The 16,934-nt window shown below is 74.7% G+C and carries 9 protein-coding genes and 1 pseudogene; 5 read left to right on the top strand and 5 right to left on the bottom strand.

Going from position 1 to position 16,934, the window contains the following annotated elements; genetic code table 11:
- Window positions 1-49: 49 nt before the first annotated feature.
- The 4 genes from ACIQ9G_RS00205 to ACIQ9G_RS00190 form a co-directional block, all read right to left on the bottom strand.
- Window positions 50-928, bottom strand: a complete 879-nt coding sequence (locus ACIQ9G_RS00205; protein ID WP_403603978.1) for a hypothetical protein — start codon at window positions 926-928, stop codon at window positions 50-52.
- Window positions 929-1,221: 293 nt separating this feature from the next.
- Window positions 1,222-2,334 carry a peptide chain release factor 2 gene (gene prfB, locus ACIQ9G_RS00200; protein WP_403603975.1) on the bottom strand — a complete coding sequence of 371 codons (1,113 nt, stop codon included), beginning with the start codon at window positions 2,332-2,334 and terminating at the stop codon, window positions 1,222-1,224.
- Window positions 2,335-3,436: 1,102 nt separating this feature from the next.
- A complete protein-coding gene (locus tag ACIQ9G_RS00195) occupies window positions 3,437-4,681 on the bottom strand; it encodes a serine/threonine-protein kinase (RefSeq protein WP_403603972.1) in 1,245 nt (414 codons plus the stop codon).
- Window positions 4,682-4,887: 206 nt separating this feature from the next.
- Window positions 4,888-6,540 carry a protein kinase gene (locus tag ACIQ9G_RS00190; protein WP_403603969.1) on the bottom strand — a complete coding sequence of 551 codons (1,653 nt, stop codon included), beginning with the start codon at window positions 6,538-6,540 and terminating at the stop codon, window positions 4,888-4,890.
- 513 nt (window positions 6,541-7,053) lie between these two features.
- On the opposite strand from ACIQ9G_RS00190, the gene ACIQ9G_RS00185 reads away from it, so the two are divergent.
- Window positions 7,054-11,349 (top strand): FtsK/SpoIIIE domain-containing protein, encoded by a 4,296-nt coding sequence (locus ACIQ9G_RS00185; protein ID WP_403603966.1) that lies wholly within the window; start codon window positions 7,054-7,056, stop codon window positions 11,347-11,349.
- Between the two features lie 113 nt (window positions 11,350-11,462).
- On the opposite strand, the gene ACIQ9G_RS00180 is transcribed toward ACIQ9G_RS00185, so the two are convergent.
- Window positions 11,463-11,600, bottom strand: a complete 138-nt coding sequence (locus ACIQ9G_RS00180) for a hypothetical protein (RefSeq protein WP_403603963.1) — start codon at window positions 11,598-11,600, stop codon at window positions 11,463-11,465.
- Between ACIQ9G_RS00180 and ACIQ9G_RS00175 the strand changes: the two genes are divergently transcribed.
- From ACIQ9G_RS00175 to ACIQ9G_RS00160, 4 genes and pseudogenes are all read left to right on the top strand, one after another.
- On the top strand, window positions 11,590-12,978 hold the full coding sequence (locus ACIQ9G_RS00175; RefSeq protein WP_403603960.1) for an ABC transporter substrate-binding protein: 1,389 nt from the start codon (window positions 11,590-11,592) through the stop codon (window positions 12,976-12,978). The genes ACIQ9G_RS00180 and ACIQ9G_RS00175 overlap by 11 nt on opposite strands.
- Window positions 12,979-13,095: 117 nt before the next feature.
- Window positions 13,096-14,376 (top strand): carbohydrate ABC transporter permease, encoded by a 1,281-nt coding sequence (locus ACIQ9G_RS00170; RefSeq protein ID WP_403606671.1) that lies wholly within the window; start codon window positions 13,096-13,098, stop codon window positions 14,374-14,376.
- The gene (locus ACIQ9G_RS00165) at window positions 14,373-15,284 is read left to right on the top strand and encodes a carbohydrate ABC transporter permease (RefSeq protein WP_403603957.1); all 912 of its coding nucleotides are present in this window, start codon (window positions 14,373-14,375) and stop codon (window positions 15,282-15,284) included. The genes ACIQ9G_RS00170 and ACIQ9G_RS00165 overlap by 4 nt, the downstream gene beginning before the upstream one ends.
- 201 nt (window positions 15,285-15,485) lie before the next feature.
- Window positions 15,486-16,752, top strand: a pseudogene (locus ACIQ9G_RS00160) (glycosyltransferase); the annotation flags it as partial.
- Window positions 16,753-16,934 lie beyond the last annotated feature (182 nt).

The raw sequence follows: 16,934 nt of genomic DNA, 5'->3' as shown, positions 1-16,934 counted from the left end.
CCCTTACGCGTGATCGAGCCGCATACGCCCCGTAGGGCTTCGGCTACGCTCAGGCGGCAGCGCCGCCGCGGCCCGCCATGACGCGCGGCAGGACGCGGAAGCCGATACCGCCGGCGATCATCGTGGCGGCACCGATCAGCAGGAACGCGGTCTGGCCGGCACCCGTCTCGGCGAGCTGCTTGCCGTTGCCCTGGGCCGAGGTGTTGGGCGCGTCCGAGCCGGTGTCGGTGAGGGCCGAGGAGCCCTCCTCCTGGGCGGTGTTGTCGTTGCCGCCGCCGTTGACGTCGGGGCCGCCGGTGGTGGAACCGCCGCCGGTGGTGGAACCGCCGCCGGTGGTGGAACCGCCGGTGCCGCCGGAGGTGCCGTTGCCGCCGGTGTTGCCGGAGCCGCCGTCGGTGGACCCGCCGGTGGTCGAACCGCCGGTGGTGGTCCCGCCGTTCGAGGAGCCGCCGGTGGTGGTGCTGCCACCGCTGGTGGTGCTGCCGCCCGTGGAGCCGGCGATCACGCCGCCGATGGCCGTGCCGCCGTTGACCGCACCACCGTCCGTGGTGCCGCCGTCGGAGGACGTGCCACCGTTGCTGGACGTGCCGCCGTCGGAGGACGTGCCACCGTTGCTGGACGTGCCGCCGTCAGTGGACGTGCCACCGTCGCTGGACGTGCCGCCGTCCGAGGAGGACCCGCCGGTGGTGCCCTCGGTCACGCCGACCGAGGCGCCGCCCTCGGTGGTGCCCTCGCTGCCACCGTTCGACGAGGAACCGCCGTCGGTGCCCGCGGTCGTACCCCCGTCGGCGGCGACACCGACGCCCGCGTCCAGCGTCACGCCGAGGTCGAGCGCGGAAGCGGCACCCGCGGCGGTCAGCGAGGCGCCCGCGGCGATCACGGCACCCGCGGCTATACGCGCGACACGGATCCGTGTCTTCTTGGTCATGTGGTTGCTACCCCCAGTAGCCGATCGTCAATGAGGCCGCGCACGGGGCAGTGATCGACGGAGGTGCAGCACGAATGGAGCCCCCCGGTTCACATGCGCCCCAGAGATACGCATGCCGCGCTTTACCCTTCCCACAATTCACAGCAGCGTCAAGGCCGTTGCGCGGGCGATGTCCGGGTTCGCGTCCTTTGCCGGGGAGTGAATCATGTGAGTGTGACGCGAATCCCGGACATCGGGGCACACAAAAGGCAACTGCCGCCCCGAGGGCGGCAGTTGCCTTGCCGACAAAGCGCTCAGCTCTGCTGTTCCTGCTGCTTGCGCCAGCGAATCCCGGCCTCCAGGAACCCGTCGATCTCGCCGTTGAACACGGCCTCGGGGTTGCCGACCTCGAACTCCGTACGCAGGTCCTTGACCATCTGGTACGGGTGCAGGACGTACGAGCGCATCTGGTTGCCCCAGGAGTTGCCGCCGTCGCCCTTGAGGGCGTCCATCTTGGCCTGCTCCTCCTGGCGCCGCCGCTCCAGCAGCTTGGCCTGGAGGACGTTCATCGCGGTGGCCTTGTTCTGGATCTGGGACCGCTCGTTCTGGCAGGAGACCACGATGCCGGTGGGCAGGTGGGTGATGCGCACCGCGGAGTCGGTGGTGTTCACGCCCTGGCCGCCGGGGCCGGAGGAGCGGTAGACGTCGATGCGCAGCTCGGACTCGTCGATCTCGACGTGGTCGGACTGCTCGACGACGGGGAGCACCTCGACGCCCGCGAAGGAGGTCTGGCGGCGGCCCTGGTTGTCGAACGGGGAGATCCGGACCAGCCGGTGCGTGCCCTGCTCGACGGAGAGGGTGCCGTAGGCGTACGGCACCTGCACGGCGAAGGTGGTCGACTTGATGCCGGCCTCTTCGGCGTACGACGTCTCGTAGATCTCGGTCTTGTAGCCGTGCTGCTCGGCCCAGCGCAGGTACATGCGCTGGAGCCGCTCGGCGAAGTCGGCCGCGTCGACGCCGCCGGCCTCGGCACGGATGTTGACGAGCGCCTCGCGGGAGTCGTACTCGCCGGAGAGGAGGGTGCGGACCTCCATCTCGTCGAGCGCCTTCTTGACGGCGGCGAGCTCCGAGTCGGCCTCGGCACGGGTGTCCGGGTCGTCCTCTTCCTCGGCCATCTCGAAGAGCACGGCGAGATCGTCGATCCGTCCGCGCAGGGCCTCGGCCTTCCTGACCTCCGCCTGGAGGTGGGAGAGCTTGCTGGTGATCTTCTGCGCCTCGTCCGGGTTGTCCCACAGGGACGGCGCGGCCGCCTGCTCCTCGAGCACGGCGATGTCTGCCCTCAGCTTGGCGAGGTCCAGAACGGCCTCGATCGACTCCATGGTCGAGGAGAGGGACTTGAGCTCTTCGGATACATCGACGACTGCCACGCCTCCAGCGTAACGGCTCCGCCAAGTGGGGAACGCCGGGCGCGGACGGTCGGCGGGCGGCGGGGCCGGAGCAGGGGGCGCCCGGGGCCGCCGGGGCCTGGAGCTGGGGCCCCGGGCCGCCAGAGCCCGGGACAGGGCCCGGAGCTGGGCGTCCCTGGGCCGCCAGGCCCCCGAGTAGGGCCCCGGCCACCCGGAGCAGGGCCCCAGACCGCCAGAGCCCGGAACAGGAGGTCCCGGGGCCGCCGGGGACCCGGAGCCGGGACCCCCGGGCCACCCGGACCCCGAGCAGGGGCCCCGGACCGCCGGGAACCCGGAGCTGGGCGCCCCCGGACCGCCAGGACCCCGGAGCTGGGCCCCGGCCACCCGGAGCAGGGCCCCAGACCGCCAGAGCCCGGAACAGGAGGTCCCGGGGCCGCCGGGGACCCGGAGCCGGGGCCCCCGGGCCACCCGGACCCCGAGCAGGGGCCCCGGACCGCCAGGACCCCGGAGCTGGGCGCCCCCGGACCGCCAGGACCCCGGAGCTGGGCGCCCCCGGACCGCCAGGACCCGGAACGGAGGTGCCGGGTCCGCCGGGGGCCCGGAACAGGGGGTCCCCGGGCCACCCGGACCCGATCGAGGGGGAGTCCCGGGGCCGCCAGGATCCCAGGCTGGGGTCATCGGGCCACCAGGACGGACCCGGTGCCGGGGTCATCGGGCCGCCAGTGGGCGGCCGCCGGGCCGTCGAGACCGCGGCGAGACCCGTATCAGGAGGCCCCCGGGCCGCCGAGGCGGAAGACCCTGCCCCGGACGCCGCCGCGGGCCTGCGGCCCCTGCCGTCCCGGGGCGGTCCTCCCGGCCTCCGGAGCCCCGGCGGACTCTCCGAACTCTCCGGACCCTCCTGCCCCGGCCGTCCTCGCCACGCGGGGCGCCCGGGGCAGAGACGCCCGGGGCTGTGGGCCCTGGCCCCCAGCGGCGCTCCGGTCCCCGCCGGTTCTCCCCCTCCGGCCTCTCCGCCCCCTGCCGGTTCTGTCCCCTACGGACTCTCCGACCCCTGCCGGTTTCTGGCTCCCCTACGCCCTCTCCGGCCCCTGCTGCGCCCGCCGCGCGGGGCGACGGGGGCGGGTCAGGGGGATGCCGGTGCCGAGTGGCCCTTGTCCTGGGGTGGCGGGGCCGGGTCGTCGTCCGAGGAGGCCAGCCATGCCCCGACGCCGACCGCCGCAGCCAGCACGGTCCCGGCCACGCCGAGGGTGATCCGGCGCCGTCGCGCGACCGCCCGGTGCCGGGCCGAGCCGGGGCGCGGGGAGCCCGTGGCGCGCGGAACCCGGGCGGTGCCGCGGGCGCCGCCGGCCAGCTCGTCCGGGCCCGGCACCCGCATCGAGGTGTGGGTGTCCCGGTTGGAGTCCGGCCTGGCCCCCGGGACCAGCGGAACCGCGCCCCGCCGCCGCGCCCGCTCGCCGGCCGGTTCCACGGCCTCCTCGGACGTCTCCTCCTGCGGCTCCCCCTCCGGCTCCGTGTCCGGCTCGTCCACGTCCAGCGGCGGCATCCCCGCGAGCATCGGCAGCAGCTCCCGCAGCCGCACCCCCAGCTCTGAGGCGCGCAGCCGGGACGCGGGGGCCTTCGCCAGGCACTGCACGAGCAGCTGCCACAGCTCGTCCGGGATGCCGGGCAGCGGCGCCACCGTCTCCGTGACGTGCCGCCGCAGCACCGCGCCGGGGTGCCCGCCGCCGAACGGGGTGAAGCCCGCGAGCAGCTCGTACAGGACCGTGGCCAGGGCGTAGATGTCGACCGCGGCGCGCGGGGGCAGGCCCTCGACGATCTCCGGCGCCAGATAGTCCGGCGTGCCGATGATCTTCGTCGCGCGGGTCCGCTTCGGCGAGTCGATGAGCTTGGCCACCCCGAAGTCGGTCAGCAGCGCCGGGTGCGACCCGCCCGGGCCGAGCGGGCCCTGCATGTCCAGCAGCACGTTCTCCGGCTTGACGTCCCGGTGGACGACCCCGGCCGCGTGGGCGGCCGCCAGCCCGTCGGCGACGTCCGCGACGACGGCCACCGCCGCCTCGGGCGCCATCCGCCGCTCCCGCTCCAGGCGGGTGCGCAGGTCCGTGCCGCGGACGAGGTCCATCACCAGGGCCAGGTCGTTGCCGTCGACCACCAGGTCCCGTACGGAGACCACGTGCGGGTGCTCCAGGCCCAGCAGGGCCGTCCGCTCCTGCACGAAGCGGCCCACGAGCTCCTGGTCGGAGGCGAGATCCTCGCGCAGCAGCTTGATTGCCACGGGCCCGTCCGGCCCCTCGCCCAGCCACACCGTGCCGGCGCTGCCCCGTCCCAGGATCTGGTGGGCGGTGTACCGGCTGCCGATCTTCCGTGCCAAGACTGCTCCTACAGACGCGTGTTGCCGACAAAGCTACGCGTCCGGCGAACCAACCTTCACCGCGGAGACGGAAATCGACCGTCGGATGTCGATAAATCTCCAGGATCGCGGTGGAGAACCACGGCGTGCCCTCCACCCGTCCGCCCGTCCGGAGGGTCGTCCGGTCCGCCCGGTCCGCCCGCCGGTACGCCCGGTCCGCCCGGCCGTCAGTTGCCCTTCGAGGTGCTCCCGCCCAGGTCCTTGGCCCAGCCGGTCACCTTGTCGAACAGGTGGCTGATCTCGCCCCAGTAGCTCTTGCCGGTCCCGATCCAGTCCTGCAGCGGGCTCAGCTCCCAGATGAGCCAACCCGCCACGAACAGGATGACGATCGTGAACAGGCACCCCTTCAGGCAGCCGAGGCCGGGGATCTTCATCGGGTTGGCGCTGCGCTGCCTGGGCTCCCGCGCGGGACGCCGGGGCTCCGGCGCCGGGGGCGGGGCGTACCGCTGCGGCTGGCGGTGCTGCGGCGGGGCGTACTGCTGGGGCTGGGGCCGCTGCTGCTGCTGCTGCGGATGGCCGTAGCCCGACTGGGGCCGCTGCTGCTGCGGCCGGGCGACCTGCCGCTGGGGGCGGCGGCGCAGCGGGTCCTCGTTCGGGTCCAGGTACTGGACCTGCGTCTGCTCGTTGCGGTCGCGGGCGGCGCGCAACTGGGTCTGCCAGGGGTGCGGCTGGTCGGGCTGTCCCTGCGGGCCGGCGCCGGGCTGGTTCTGCGGCATCGGCGGCATCATGCGCGTCGGGTCGGCCGCGCCGTGGTTCGGCAGGACGGTGGTGGGGTCGGCCGCGCCCTGCGGGCCGCCGGTGTGCGGCAGGACGCTGGTCGCGGCGTTGGGGTCGTAGGCCCCCGCGCCGTGCTGGAGCACCTGCGTGGCGTCGGCGGCGCCGGGCATGCCCCCCGGCACGGTGGCGGGCTCCGGGTCGGGGGCCAGCAGCGCGCCGACGCCCTCCGCGGCGGCGATCTGCGCGGCTCCCGCGTGCACCCCGACACCCTGGGCGACGACGCGCAGGCCGCGGGCGAGGTTCTCGGCGCTGGGCCGCTCGGACGGGTTCTTGCGCAGGCAGCGCTCTATGACCGTCCACAGCGGGTCGGGGACCGTGGACGGGCGGCGGGGCTCGGCGCTCAGGTGCTGGTGCAGGACCTCGAGGGCCGAACCGCCGGAGAACGGGGGACGGCCGGTGACCAGCTCGTACAGCAGGATGCCGGCGCCGTAGATGTCGACGGCGGAGGTCTGCGGGCGGCCCTCGGCGGACTCGGGCGCGATGTAGGCGGGCGTGCCGACGAACTCGTGGGTGCGGGTGAGACCGGGCGAGTCGGCGAGGCGCGCGATGCCGAAGTCGGTCAGCATCGGGTGCATCTGGCCGCCACCCTGCTGGAGCAGGACGTTCGCTGGCTTCAGGTCGCGGTGGACTACCCCGTCGGCGTGGCTCGCGGCCAGCGCGTCGGCGATCTGGGCCGTGAGCAGCGCGGCGGCCACGGGCGAGAACGGGCCGTTCTCCCGCAGGTAGCGGTGCAGGTCGGGGCCGTCGACGAGGTCCATGACCAGCGCCAGCAGATCGCCCTCGACCACCAGGTCGCGGACTCGGACGATGTTCGGGTGGGTCAGCCGGAGCAGCACGGAACGCTCCCGCAGGAACCGCATCACGACGTCCGCGTCGTTGGCCAGCTCCTCCTTCAGGACCTTGATCGCGACGGTCTCGCCGGGCTGGCCGGGCACGGCGGCCTCGGCGCCCGCGGTCTCCCGCTGGCGGGCTCGCCAGACGGTGCCCGTGGCGCCGCGTCCGAGCGGCTCCTCGAGCAGGTACTTGCTGCCTACCGGCCGCACGTCGCGCTCCCTGCTGCTTGCTTGCCTGGTCCCCGCGCCGCGTCCGGCCCGGTGGGGTCCCCCATTCGAACGGAGTCGAGAGGGGGGACAGGGTGTTCCGACCCACTGTAGTGCCGCCACCCTCGGTGCCGGGCTGTCGTGTTACTGCGCCCGGTGGTCCGTGCGCGCGGCACCGGCCCCTTCGGGCGAGTACGCACCGGACGCCGTACATGTTCGACGGAAAGACGCTCGACTCGGGTCGGTTGGTTGCCCGGTGCGGACGTGACCGATCTCAAGCGGGTACCAAGAGGACACTCGCGGGGCACTGGTCAGGCACTTTTGCGGGCAGAGCCGACCAATCAAGATCACTTGACGGTGGGCGGCGGGCGCGGTGTCAGTGCCAGGTGCAAGGATGCCTCCAGTTACTGGCCGACGTGCTCGTGCGGCGGTGGGGAAGTCCGCGGTGGTGGGGGATCGCGGCAGGGCTTCGTCCCCGGCTCGCGGGCGCCCGCGCAGAAGGGACCGCAGACGGCGATGCAGATCCGGCTGACCGTCGTAGACCCGCTGGGCCCGTCCTCCGCGGCGGCGGGCCGCGCCGCGAGCTGCGACGTGCTGGTGACGGCGCCCGCGGGCACGGCCCTGGCCGCGGTGGCGTCGGCGCTCGCCGCCGCGGTGGCCGGCGACGGGTCCGGGTCCGAGCGCGGACAGCGCGGTGCCGCCGAGCGGGACCGCGAGCGCGGTGCGTCCGAGCGCGGCCGGGAGCGGGGTACGGGCGAGCGCGGCCGCGAACCGGGCGCGGGCCCGGTCGTGCTGTACGCCGGCGCGGAGCGGCTCGACGTCCAGCGCTGCACGCTGGGCGAGCCCCCGCTGCTCGACGGCGCGGTGCTGTCCCTGGGCGCCCCCGCCGACCCCGAGCCGCATCCCGAGCTCGACGAGGCCCCGACCCAGCTGCACGTGGTCGCCGGGCCGGACGCGGGCGGGGTGCACCTGCTGCACGGCGGCCAGATCACCGTCGGCCGCTCCGCCGACGCCGACGTCCCGCTCGACGACCCCGACGTCTCGCGGCTGCACTGCGCGGTCACGGTCGGCTCCGACGGCCGTGTCTCGGTGGCCGACCTCGGCTCCACCAACGGCACGGTGCTGGACGGCAGGCCCGTGGGCACCCGCCCGGTCCGGTTCGCGCCGGGCTCCCTGCTGCGGATCGGCGAGTCGGCCCTGCGGCTGACGCCGGCAGCGGGCCCGGGAGCCCGGGCCCGGACCGCACCCGACGGCGAGGGGCACGTGCGCGTCCCCTCCGACGGCGAACACGGACCGGACGCCCCCGCCGCGACGACGGGCGGGACGTCGGCTCCGACGGGCGGCCTTGGAGCGGACGGTGGGCGGGGCACGCACGGCGCGCGTGCCACCGGCGGCCGATGGGGCGCGGACGGCAGTCCTGGCGCGGACGGTGGGCGCGGCACCGGCGGGGAGTGGAACACGGACCGCGGACGCGGCACAGGCGACGGGCGAGGCTCGGGCGGCGCCACGAGCGCCGACCGCGGGCATGGCACCGGCGGCGGGTGGGACACGCACGGCGGGCGCACCGGCGGGCAGGCCACCGGCGGCCGGTGGGGCGCGGACGGCCGCCCTGGTGCCGACGGCGGCCCGGGAGCGGGCAGCGGTACGGGTCCGGCGGGTCCCCCGGCGACCGGTGCTGAGGGGCGGCAGCGGCTCGCGTACGGCTCGGCGGGCTGGGGCGCTTCGGGGGACGCCGCCCCGGGCGCGCAGGAGCACGGGCCCGGCGAACCTCCAGTGTTCCCGGCGCAGAGCCACGCGCCGCGGATGGAGGACCAGGGCCGCGCGCGGGGCACGGACGCCCGAGGCGCCGGGCCGGCCGACCCCGGGGACACGCACGGCGGTCCCCTGGGCGCGGCCGGACACGGGGCTCCCTTCACATCCGGAGCGACCGGCTCCACCGGCGGAACCGCAGGACCCGCAGGACCCGCAGGACCCGCAGGACCCGCAGGAGCAGCAGGATCCGCCCGCTCCGGAGACCCCGGGCCCCATGGATCTCACGGGGCCGGGGCCACCGCTGCGGCCGGCGGGGCTTTGGGAGCTCCTGGGTCTCGGGGGACACCCGCGCCCTCCGGCATCACTCACGACACCTACGGCTCCTCCGAGATCCACGGGTACGGCGGTGCGGCCGCCCCCGACGGACGGACGGACGGCGGGGCCGGTTCGAGCGGGCGCAAGGGGACCCCGCTGAGGGGCACCGACGTGCCGCAGGGCGTGCGCAGGCGCAGCGGACTCGGCGCGTGGGCGCGGCGGCTGGCCGGGGGACGCGGGGAGCAGACGCCGGACCAGGCCGGGGCGTACGACGCCGGACCGGCGCCCGAGGTGACGGCGTACAGCGCCTCCCCCGCCCCCACCGGACCGCAGCTGCCCGAGACCTGGCCGGACCCCGCCGCGCTGCTGCTGACCGCGCTGGGGCCGGGCCGGCGCCTGTGGGAGCGCGGGCCGGGGCACCCCGAGGCGCTCACCGTGCGGCTCGGCACCACCGACCGGGCGGCCCTCGACGGCTCGGGGCTGCTGCCCGCGGTCCCGGTGACCGCCGGTCTGCGCGAGGTGGGGGCGCTGGGCCTGGCCGGACCGCGCGCCCGTCTCTCCGGCCTCGCTCGCGCGGTGCTGGCCCAGCTCGCCACGCTGCACTCCCCCGACACGCTCGAGATCGTCCTGCTCAGCACGGACCGCGCCCGCCCCCTGGAGGAGCGCACCGCCGAATGGTCCTGGCTCGGCTGGCTCCCCCATGTGCGGCCCGGCCACGGCCAGGACTGCCGGCTCCTCCTCGCCTACGACGACGAGCAGGCCGAGGCCCGCACGGGCGAACTCCTCCGCCGGCTGGAGGACCACCTGTCGGACACCCGGGGCCCCGTCGCGGACCCGGCACCGGCCGCTCCGGGCACGGCCCCGGGGACGGCCGGCCGGCGCGCACCCCTCGCCGCGTGGGCCGGTCCGGCCGACGGCGGCGCCCGAGGCGCCGTGCGCCGTCCCTCCTGGGCCCGAACCGACGACGCGGCGGACGAGCAGGGCTTCGCGGGGCCGTACACCGTGGTCGTCGTGGACGGCGATCCCGGAGAGGCCGCCGCGCGGGAGGCGCTGGCGCGGCTGGCCCAGGAAGGACCGCGGGCCGGCATCCACCTCATGTGCCTCGCCGAGACGCCACCCGCCTCACCGGCGTCCCCGGTGACGGAGACGTACGACGCCGCGTGCGCGCTGTCCCCGGTGTTCCGCGCGTGCGGGGCGGTGGCACTGCTCAGCGGTGACGTGGCGACGGCACTGCGGCTGATGCGCGTCGCGGCGCACGCCCCCGTGCCTCCCGGGACCGGGGCGGACCACCCGGCCTTCGGCGGTCCCACCGGCCACCCCGCCGCAACCGCCAACAGCGCCGCCTCCACCCCCACCGGCCACCCCCGCGCGACCACGGAAACCACACCGGCCACCGCGACACCACCAGCCCCTGGGCGGCACCCGCACCCCACCCCCAACGCGACGCCCGCCCACACCTCCATAACCCCCACCCCCATACCCCCCGGCACCGTCGCCGTCGTCGACGCCGTGTCCGTCGCCTGGGCCGAGCGGTTCGCGCGGGCCCTGGCCCCGCTGCGGACGGACGGGACCACAGGGGACCGGCCGGCGCGGGTGTCGGCGCCGCTGCCGCTGTCGGCGCGGCTGCTGGACGAGCTGGGCCTGGCCCGGGCCACCCCCGCGTCGCTGCTGGCCCGCTGGGCGGACGCGGCCGACGACGGCGCCGCCCTCGGCGGGCGGGCCCGGGCCGTACTCGGGGCCGGTCCGCGCGGACCGGTCTGCGCGGACCTCGTGGCCGGCGGCCCGCATCTGCTGATCGAGGGCCCGGCGGGCAGCGGCCGTACGGAGCTGCTGCGGTCCGTCGTCGCCTCGCTCGCCGCGGCCGAGCGCCCCGACCGCCTCGGCATCGTCCTGGTCGACGGGCGGGACGGCACCGGCGCGGGCGACGGCCTGCGGGTCTGTACGGACGTGCCGCACGTCACCACCCATCTCACCGCCAACGACCCGGTCCGGATGCGGGAGTTCGCCCAGTCGCTGAGTGCCGAGCTGAAGCGGCGGGCCGAGTTGCTCGGGCGGGCCGACTTCGTCGAGTGGCACACCGCTCGCGCGGTGTCCGGCCGTATCGTCGCCCAGCGCACGGCGCCGGGCCGTGGCGCGCACGCCGGACCGGGGGCCGCCGACCTGGACAGCCCGCCCAGCGCGACGCTGCGGCTGCGCCCCTCGGCCGCCGCCGCGCGGACCGAGGCCGCCCCGCCGCTGCCCCGGCTGGTCGTGGTCGTCGACGACCTGGACGCCCTGGTCTCCCCCGCGCTCGGCTCGCCGGGCCGGCCGGCGGCCGGTTCCGTCGTACGCGCGCTGGAGGCGGTGGCCCGGGAGGGCGAGCGGCTCGGCGTGCACCTGGTGGCGGCGGCCGCGCCGGACGGCCGTACGGCGGAGTCGGAACCGGCGCGCCGGGCCACGCTGCGCGTCACGCTGGACGCCCCGGCCACGGGCCCGGAGGAACCGGCGCCCGGACGCGGCCGGCTGACCGCGGAGGACGGGCGGATGACGCCGTTCCAGGGCGGCCGGGTCACGGGCCGTATCCCGCGGACGGCGACCCAGCGCCCCACGGTGGTGGCCCTGGAGTGGCACCGGATGGGCGACCCGCCCGCCCGCCGCTCCGTCCGGGAGCTGGGCAATGGGCCCACGGACCTGGCCCTGCTGGCCAGTGCCCTGGAGCGGGCGGCACGGGAGGTGTCGGCGGCGGAGGTGCCCTCCCTGCTCTGACCCCCGCCCCTTGCTCCCCCGCCCGTTTCCCGTCCCTGTTCCCGTTCCCGTCCCCGCTTCCCGCCTCGGCTCCGTGCGCCGCTCTCCGCTCCGGCCGGGGACCGAACGTACCGTCACGACGTGGTCACGATCGTCCACTTGACAGTGTGGGCGCTCTTGCAGACGTCGGGAGCCCGGGCGTAGACCAGATCGCACGGGACAGCGCTCGGACGTTCGACGAGGACGAAGAACGGGGCAGTGATGCGCAGCACGAGCAGCACCATCCGGACACACAGGGCCGCCAGAACAGCGTCGGCCGTCGCGGCGGGAGCGCTGGCGTTCTCGCTGGCCGCGTGCGGCGGAAGCGGCGACAAGAAGAGCGACGGCGACGGGAGCAGCAAGGGCACGGAGACCGGCGCCACCGTCACCCTCCCGAAGCTGAACGGCACGACCCTGGAGGTCGCCGCCGTCTGGACCGGCGCCGAACAGGCCAACTTCAAGAAGGTCCTCGCGGAGTTCGAGAAGCGCACGGGCGCCAAGGTCACCTTCGTCCCCGCCCAGGACCCGATCATCAACTTCCTCGGCTCGAAGATCGCGGGCGGCCAGCCGCCGGACGTCGCGCTGCTCCCGCAGCCCGGAGCGATCAAGCAGGCCGTCGACAAGAAGTGGGCCAAGCCCCTCGGCGCCGAGGCGCGGGCCCAGCTCGCCAAGAACTACTCGCGGGGCTGGCAGGACATCGGCACGGTGGGCGGCAAGCAGTACGGCGTCTACTACAAGGCCGCGAACAAGTCGCTGATCTGGTACAACGCGCAGGTCTTCGAGAACGCGGGCGCCCAGGAGCCCAAGACCTGGAAGGACCTGCTGTCCACCGCGCAGAAGGTCTACGACTCCGGTGTCACCCCGTTCTCGGTGGGCGGCGCCGACGGCTGGACGCTCACCGACTGGTTCGAGAACGTCTACCTCTCCCAGGCGGGCCCGGAGAAGTACGACCAGCTCGCCCAGCACAAGATCAAGTGGACGGACCCGTCCGTGAAGGACGCGCTGACCACGCTGGCGCAGATCTGGGGCAGGAAGGACTATCTCGCGGGCGGCCCGGACGGCGCGCTGCAGACCGAGTTCCCCGCCTCCGTCACCCAGACCTTCACCGGCGGCGACCAGCCGAAGGCCGGCATGGTCTACGAGGGCGACTTCGTGCAGGTCAACATCGGTGAGACCAAGGCGAAGGTGGGCACGGGCGCGAAGGTGTTCCCGTTCCCGGCCGTGGGCGGCACCGCGCCGGTGGTCTCCGGCGGCGACGCGGCCGTGGTCCTGAAGGACTCCAAGGCGGCGCAGGCGCTGGTCACCTTCCTCGCCTCGCCGGACGCCGCGATGATCCAGGCGAAGCTCGGCGGCTACCTCTCCCCGAACAAGAACGTGCCGGACTCGGCGTACCCGAACGCGGTGCAGCAGAGGATCGCCAAGGCGCTGATCGCGTCGGGCGACTCCTTCCGCTTCGACATGTCCGACCAGGCCCCGCAGGCCTTCGGCGGCACGCCCGGCAAGGGCGAGTGGAAGGACCTCCAGGACTTCCTGAAGAACCCTAAGGACGTCGCGGGCACCCAGGCGAAGCTGGAGAAGGACGCCGCGGCCGCCTATGGGAGCGGGAGCTGATCCCGCGATGACCCGGCTCCACGACGGACGCGGGACGGTCCGGCGATGACGTCGGCAGCGGCGGAGGGCGTCGCCGAGACACCGGCGACGCCCTCCGCCCCCCGGCGGCGCAAGAGCGTGACCGGCACCCGCAGGACCGTGGCGGTGCTCTTCCTGCTGCCCGCCCTGGTGCTGCTCGGCGCGCTCGTGGTCTACCCGATCGGGTACTCGATCGTCCGCAGCTTCTACGACTCCTCCGGCGGCGGCTTCGCCGGGTTCGACAACTACAAGGCCCTGTTCACCGACGACGGCATCCGCACCGCGCTGAAGAACAACGTCATCTGGGTGGTGTTCGCGCCGGCCGTCTCCACCGCGCTCGGCTTGATCTTCGCGGTGCTCACCGAACGCGTGCGCTGGGGCACGGCGTTCAAGCTGGTCGTCTTCATGCCGATGGCGATCTCGATGCTGGCGGCCGGGATCATCTTCCGGCTGGTGTACGACCAGGACCCCGACAAGGGCGTGGCGAACGCGGTGTGGGTCGGCGTCCACGACACCTTCGCCCAGTCCTCGGCGTTCCCGAAGGCCCACCCCGGCCGGAAGTCCCCGCTCACGCCCGAGGGGGGCGGCTTCGTCACCACCGGCCCGGTGCACACGGGCCAGTCGGTCGCCCTGCCGCTCGTCGGCGTCGCGCCGGACCAGATGCCCGACAGCGCCCGGAAGGCCGCGCGGGCCCGCCCCGAACCGGGGAAGATCACCGGCACCACCTGGCAGGACTTCACGCGCGGCAAGGGGGTCGGGACGCTCGGCGCGGTCGACCCGTCCGAGCTGGGCTACGCCGGGATGCGGATCGAGGCGGTCAGGGACGGCACGGTGGTGGCGTCGGCGAAGGCCGCCGCCGACGGCACGTTCACCCTGCCCGCGAAGGCCGACGGGGCCCGGCTGCGGCTCCCGGCGGCCAACTTCAGGGAGCCGTACAACGGGGTGGACTGGCTGGGCCCGTCGCTGGTCACGCCGGCCATCATCGGGTCGTACGTGTGGATGTGGGCCGGTTTCGCGATGGTGCTGATCGCCGCCGGGCTCGCGGGCGTGCCCCGGGAACTGCTGGAGGCGGCCCGCGTGGACGGCGCCAACGAGTGGCAGGTGTTCCGCAGGGTCACGGTGCCGCTGCTGGCGCCGGTGCTCGCGGTCGTCGCCGTCACGCTGATGATCAACGTGCTGAAGGTCTTCGACCTGGTCTTCATCATCGCCCCGGGCTCCTCCCAGGACGACGCCAACGTGCTGGCGCTGGAGCTGTACCGCAAGGGCTTCTCGGAGGGCCGGCCGGGCATCGCCAGCGCCATCGCGGTGTTCCTGCTGCTGCTGGTGATCCCGGTGATGCTGTTCAACATGCGCAGGTTGAGGCGGGAGGTGCGGCGATGACGGCCGAGGCCGAGGGCCGCTCCGCGGCGGCCGCCGCGCCGGCGGGGGTGCGGGCGAAGGAGTCGCTGGGGTCGCGGCTGGCGGACGCCGTCAGCGGCGGCGCGGTCCGGGCGTTCCTGATCGTGGTGGGCCTGTTCTGGCTGGTGCCGACGATCGGGCTGCTGCTGTCGTCGCTGCGCTCGCCGGAGGACATGAGCGGCAGCGGCTGGTGGACCGTCTTCACCAAGCCCTCCCAACTCACCTTCGACAGCTACCAGAAGCTGCTGGAGAACGGCGACATCACCGGCTCCCTGGTGAACACCGTGCTGATCACGGTCCCGGCGACGGTCCTGGTGGTCGTGGTCGGCGCGCTCGCGGGCTACGCGTTCGCGTGGATGGAGTTCCCGGGCCGCGACTGGTGGTTCCTCGCCGTGGTCGGTCTGCTGGTGGTGCCGGTGCAGGTGGCGCTCATCCCGATCGCCGAACTGTTCGGAAAACTTGGGCTGTTCGGCACGATCTTCGGAGTGGTCCTCTTCCACACCGGCTTCGGCCTGCCCTTCGCGGTGTTCCTGCTGCGGAACTTCTTCGCGGAGATCCCCCGGGAGCTGCTGGAGGCGGCCCGGCTCGACGGGGCCGGCGAACTGCGCCTGTTCGCCCGGGTGGTGCTGCCGCTCGGCGGCCCCGCGATCGCGAGCCTCGCCATCTTCCAGTTCCTGTGGGTGTGGAACGACATGCTGGTGGCGCTGGTGTTCACCAAGTCCGGCACACAGCCGATCACGGTCGCCCTGCAGACGCAGGTACGCCAGTTCGGCAACAACATCGATGTGCTGGCGCCGGGCGCCTTCATCTCGATGGTGATCCCGCTGGCCGTGTTCTTCGCGTTCCAGCGGCAGTTCGTGTCCGGCGTGATGGCGGGCGCGGTCAAGTGAGCGGGACAGCGGGCAAGTGACCGGGCCGGCAGGCAGGTAGGCGGGACGCGGTCGAGCAGGCGGAACACGGGGGCGGGCCGGCACCGGCTCGCCCTTCGCCGTTCACCCGGACGCCCCCCCACATGCCCGAGGAACCGTAACCAATTCACTCCATCGGCCGTTTCCGGCAAGACGTCAGCGCGCCGCCCCTTGGATGTCCCCTTGCCCAGGTTCAGTGTCATCGTTCCCGTGTATCAGGTTCAGGCGTACCTGCACGCGTGCCTGGAGTCGGTGCTGTCCCAGTCGTTCATGGACCTGGAACTGATCGCCGTCGACGACTGCTCGCCCGACGCCTGCGGCGCGATCATCGAGGAGTTCGCGGCCCGCGACCCGCGCGTCCGGCCCGTCCACCTGCCCGAGAACCAGGGCCTGGGCCGTGCCCGCGACGCGGGGATGGCCGCGGCCCGGGGCGACTACCTGGTCTTCCTGGACGGCGACGACACCCTCACGCCCGACGCGCTGCGGGCGATCGCCGACCGCGTCAAGGAGACCGGCGAGCCGGACGTCGTGGTCTACGACTACGCGCACACGGACTGGACGGGCCTGCCCGTCCGCGCCTCGGTCACCGCACCGCTGTCCGAGGACGGCCCGGCCCCGTTCCGCCTGGCGGACCGCCCCGACCTGCTCAGGGTGCTCATGGTCGCCTGGAACAAGGCCTGCCGGCGGGAGTTCGTGGCGCGCGCGGGCTTCGCCTTCCCCAGCGGCTGCTACGAGGACGCGCCGTGGACGTACCCGGTCCTGATGGCGGCGGAGACGATCGCCACCGTGGACCGCGTGTGCGTGCACTACCGGCAGCGTCGGCAGGGCAGCATCCTCGGCAGCACCAGCCGCCGGCACTTCGACGTCTTCGAGCAGTACGACCGGGTCTTCGCCCATCTCGACCGGCGCGCCGACCTGGCGCGGTGGCGGCCGGTGCTGTTCCGCCGCATGGTCGACCACTTCACGACCGTGTTCACCCGGCCCGGCCGGCGGCCCCGCGGCTGCCGCGCCGAGTTCCTGCGCCGGGCCCGTACGTACTACCGCCGCTATCGCACCACCGGCTTCCCCGTGCCGCCGCGTTCGCGGCTGCGCCACGCGCTGGTCCGGCTGGGCCCGCACCGCACGTTCCGCGCCCTGCAGCGGGCGATGGCACTCCGCCGCAGGGCGGCGAAGGTCACCGCCAAGTCGCTGCGCGCGCTGCGGGCCGCCCTCCTCCAGCTGCACTACCGCGTCCAGCTGTGCCTTCCGCCTCCAGACGGCGACGGCGGCGGACGTGCTCCGGCTGCGCGCGTCGCTCGGCATCCCGGAGGGCACGGTCGCGCTGCTGTACGCGGCCACCCACCGCTACTACCGGCGCACCCGGCGGCCCGCCCTCGACCTGGAGCGCTTCCTGTGGCGGCTGGGCCCGCGCTTCGTGGTGCCGGCCCGCGCCCACTACGCGCACGGCGGCCTGTGTTCACCGGCGCCCCGGCCCGCCGCCCCGCCGACGGCATCCCGGCACCGCGCCGGACCGAGGACGAGAGCCTGACGAAGCCGGACGAGGGCCCGATCACACGATGAGGTGAATCGGCAGCGGTGCGACGACCCTCGATGAGGTGACACCGGGAGCGGGTGCGGCCCGGCGGCGTCGGG

The organism is Streptomyces sp. NPDC096152 (assembly GCF_044763235.1).
In the GTDB taxonomy this organism is placed as follows: Bacteria; Actinomycetota; Actinomycetes; order Streptomycetales; family Streptomycetaceae; genus Streptomyces.
Note: the sequence above shows the minus strand (reverse complement) of the source record. Positions and strands in the feature narration are given on the sequence as shown.